Annotated in this window: 3 protein-coding genes; 1 reads left to right on the forward strand and 2 read right to left on the reverse strand. The window is 63.7% G+C overall.

What is annotated here, in order from left to right; genetic code table 11:
* Nucleotides 1–217: 217 nt before the first annotated feature.
* Nucleotides 218–1,273, reverse strand: coding sequence for a methionine synthase (locus VFX99_RS04685; RefSeq protein WP_329665154.1), 1,056 nt, complete (start codon nucleotides 1,271–1,273; stop codon nucleotides 218–220).
* The gene (locus tag VFX99_RS04690) at nucleotides 1,270–2,262 is read right to left on the reverse strand and encodes a DUF1852 domain-containing protein (RefSeq protein WP_329665155.1); all 993 of its coding nucleotides are present in this window, start codon (nucleotides 2,260–2,262) and stop codon (nucleotides 1,270–1,272) included. The genes VFX99_RS04685 and VFX99_RS04690 overlap by 4 nt, the downstream gene beginning before the upstream one ends.
* A gap of 125 nt (nucleotides 2,263–2,387) precedes the next feature.
* Here VFX99_RS04690 and VFX99_RS04695 point away from each other — a divergent pair, with 125 nt between their 5' ends.
* Nucleotides 2,388–3,329: a LysR family transcriptional regulator gene (locus VFX99_RS04695; RefSeq protein ID WP_329665156.1), complete on the forward strand. Its 942-nt coding sequence runs from the start codon at nucleotides 2,388–2,390 to the stop codon at nucleotides 3,327–3,329.
* Nucleotides 3,330–3,805 lie beyond the last annotated feature (476 nt).

The following is a 3,805-nucleotide window of genomic DNA, read 5'->3' on the forward strand; positions in this document are numbered from 1 at the left end:
GTGCCGGCTCCCGGGTCAGTCTTTACGTGTCGAAGCCACCGCGGTTCTGGCCGAGCCGGGCCGCACCGTCGCGCGGCAGGAAGGACTGATGGGTCCGAAGTACGGTCGCTGAAAGAGCCTCAATGATCGCCTCGCCAAGGCGGGCGCGAGCCCGCGACTTGATCGTGCTGGACGAGTCGGAGACTCACCGCCGGGCGCGGCAAGGGGGCGGTCACGGCTATGTGGCAGCGATCTCCTTGCGGATGATGTCCGTGCCCGCACTGAGCGCGCTCAGCTTTCCGAGTGCAACGTCCCGAGGCAACGGAGCCATGCCGCAGTTCGTGCTCGGAAGGAGCTTGTCCGCGTCGACGAAAGTGAGCGCGCTACGGAGGGTGTCGGCGACTTCGTCCGGGGTCTCGATGGTCTCGCTCGCCACGTCGATGGCCCCGAGCATCACCTTCTTGCCGCGGATGAGCTCGATGAGGTCCATCGGGACATGGGAGTGGTGGCACTCCAGCGACACGATGTCGATCGTGGACCGCTGCAGGAGCGGGAACGATTGCTCGTACTGCCGCCATTCCGGCCCGAGGGTCGCCTTCCAGTCGGTGTTCGCCTTGATCCCGTAGCCGTAGCAGATGTGCACGGCTGTCTCGGCACGCAGTCCTTCCGCCGCCCTCTCCAGCGTCGCCACTCCCCAGTCCTGCACCTCATCGTGGAAGACGTTGAAGGCGGGCTCATCGAACTGGATGATGTCGATCCCCGCCGCCTCGAGTTCTTTCGCTTCCTGGTTGAGGATCGTCGCGAACTCCCAAGCCAGCTTCTCGCGGCTCTTGTAGTGGCGGTCATAGAGCGTGTCGATCATCGTCATGGGGCCGGGGAGCGCCCACTTGAGGGGCTGGTCGGTCTGCTGGCGGAGGAACTTCGCATCATCGACGAACACAGGCTTTTCACGGGTGACGGCACCGACGACGGTCGGCACGCTCGCGTCATACCGATCGCGGATTCGAACCGTCTCCCGCTGCTCGAAGTCGACGCCGCTGAGGTGCTCGATGAACGTTGTGACGAAGTGCTGACGGGTCTGCTCCCCGTCGCTGATGATGTCGATGCCGCGCTGGCGCTGCTCCTGGACTGCGCTGCGCAGCGCATCCTGCTTGCCCTCGCCCAACGCGTCACCCGCCAGCTTCCACGGAGACCAGAGGGTCTCCGGTTCGGCGAGCCAGGACGGCTTCGGCAGACTGCCGACGATGGAGGTGGGCAGCAGCGTGGGCGCGACCGACGATTCTCCGCGAGTCATCCGACGAGAGCGGGATAGTCGGCGGCCCACCGCTCCAGCACTTCGCTGTGCGGCTTCACGAAGTGCTCCTCCGTGTACTTCCCCTGCTTTGCCGCGAGCTGATTGCGCTCGACGCGGTCGTAGGCGATCTGGGTCCGTGAGAAATCCTGCTGCTCCAGGCTCGGTCGGTAGATGCTCGCGGCGGCTGAATTCGCGTTGTAGATCTCCGGTCGATAGATCTTCTGGAACGTCTCCATAGTGCTGATCGTGCCGATGAGCTGCAGGTTGGAGTAGTCACCGAGCAGATCGCCGCGGAAGTAGAAGGCGAACGGCGCGACGCTGCCGGGTGGCATGAAGTATCGGACCCGCAGCCCCATCTTCCCGAAGTACTCGTCGGTCAGGGAGTAATCGTCCTGCTGATACTCGACGCCGAGGATCGGGTGGTGGTTCTCGGTGCGACGGTACTCCTTGCTCGTCGAGACGCTGATGCAGATCACGGGCGACGTCGGGAATCGCTCGCGATATGCCGGAGAATCGAGGAAGTGCTGGAACAGCTTGCCGTGCAGATTGCCGAAGTCGTTGGGCACGGTGAACTTTCCGGCGGCCTCGGTGGCCGCCGGCAGCAGCACGCTGAAGTCGAAATCGCGGATATAGGAGGAGAAGTTGTTCCCCACGATCCCGTGGTGACGCGCCTCGGTCCGCCGGTCGACGATCTGGATGTCGAGGACCTCGAGCAGCGGGAATTCCTGATCCTCACCTCCCGAGGCGAACTGCAGCTCGACGGTGACGATCTCGAGTTCGACGGCGTAACGGTCCCGGTTCGGGTTGTCCCAGTGCGCAAGGTCGTTGAATCGGTGATCGATCATCGATAGGGCATTGCGGAGGTTCTGCTGGCGGTGCTCGCCACGGGCCAGATTGGCGAAATTCGTGGTTATCCGGGAAGTGTCCGAGGGCGAGTAGTCCTCGTCGAAACGGGTGGTGGTGATGCTGAACGTGAACTCGTTCGTCATGAGTGGCCAATCCGTTGGGTGATCGGCCGGGGCTCGGCCTCGCGGAAGTCGCTACAGCCATCGTCCCGGCATCCAGGGGACATCGACAAACTAAGCGCAGCTATCCATTCCTATAGGATCCAGCTATGGCTCGCGGACCAGGAAGTATCACGCTGCAGCAGCTTCACTACTTCATCGAGGTAGCGGCGGAGGGATCGATCAGCGCCGCCGCCGACCTGCTCTATATCTCCCAGCCGACCATGTCGGCGGCGATGAAAGACCTCGAAACCCGGGTGGGTCGCGCCCTCCTCCTCCGCTCCGCGCGCGGCGTGACGCTCACCGCCGATGGTGCAGAATTCCTCGGCTACGCCAGGCAGGTCACCGAGCAGGCGGCGCTTCTCGAGCAGCGCTACCTGGGTCGGCCGCCGTCGCGACGCCTGCTCGGGGTTTCGGCACAGCACTACTCGTTCGTGGTCGACGCGTTCGTCCGGATGGTGAAGGGCAGCGAGGCGGCCGAATTCGAGTTCTCGTTACGGGAGACTCGCACCTGGGACATCATCGAGGACGTCCGGACGCTGCGCAGTGAGCTCGGCATCCTCTACCGGAACGACTTCAACCGGAACGTCATCGACAAACTTCTGCGGGACTCCGGGCTCGCGTTCCACCCGCTCTTCCTCGCCGAGCCGCACATCTTCATCTCCCGGAAGAACCCACTGGCCTCTCGAGATCGGGTCACCCTCGCCGATCTCGCCGACTCGCCGCGGCTCACCTTCGACCAGGGGGCCAACAACTCGTTCTACTTCGCCGAGGAGATCCTCTCGACCTTGTCGAGCAAGCAAGAGATCCGGGTCTCCGACCGCGCAACGATCTTCAACCTCATGATCGGGCTCAACGGCTACACGATCTCGACAGGCATCATCAGCGACGACCTCGACCCGGAGATCGTCGCGATCCCGCTCGACGTTGACGAACGCATCGAGATCGGCTGGATCGGCCATTCGGCGATCCCGCTCACCGAGCAGGCGCAGCGCTACCTCGCTGAACTGCGAGCCGTCGTGTCAGGCTTCGGCGTGGCGCTGCTCGGCTAGCCTCGTACGCGCGAATCGCCTCGCCGCCGTTCACGGCCCGAAGGGCGTCATGCGCCACCACGAAGGATCCCTGAGGTGGGATGGAACCCGGCGAGGTCTCCTTCACGCTCGACCCGTCATCCCGTGCGGCCGGTCGAAGGTCCCGTTCTCGAGGGAGACCGCTGTGTCAGGATCGGGGTCGTGGCGGTTCGTGTGAACACCGACAATTTGCTCGCGCGGAGACGGATCGGATGTTGCGAGATCTGCAGTCGAACGCTGGTGGGGTGAACCGTTTCTTCCACAACCGGGTCCCCGCTGCGATCCAGAACCAGACAGTCATTCGTCTCAACAGGGACACCCTGTACAGTTTCGCGGTTGTCATCTTGCTGCCGGGGCGACGCTGACCGTGCCGGAGCACGGTGACCGGTACATGTCGGCGATGGTCGTGGACCAGGACCATTTCGTCGATGCCATCTTCCATGACACGGGGATCTACG

This window comes from Microbacterium sp. (assembly GCF_036277215.1).
GTDB lineage: Bacteria > Actinomycetota > Actinomycetes > Actinomycetales > Microbacteriaceae > Microbacterium.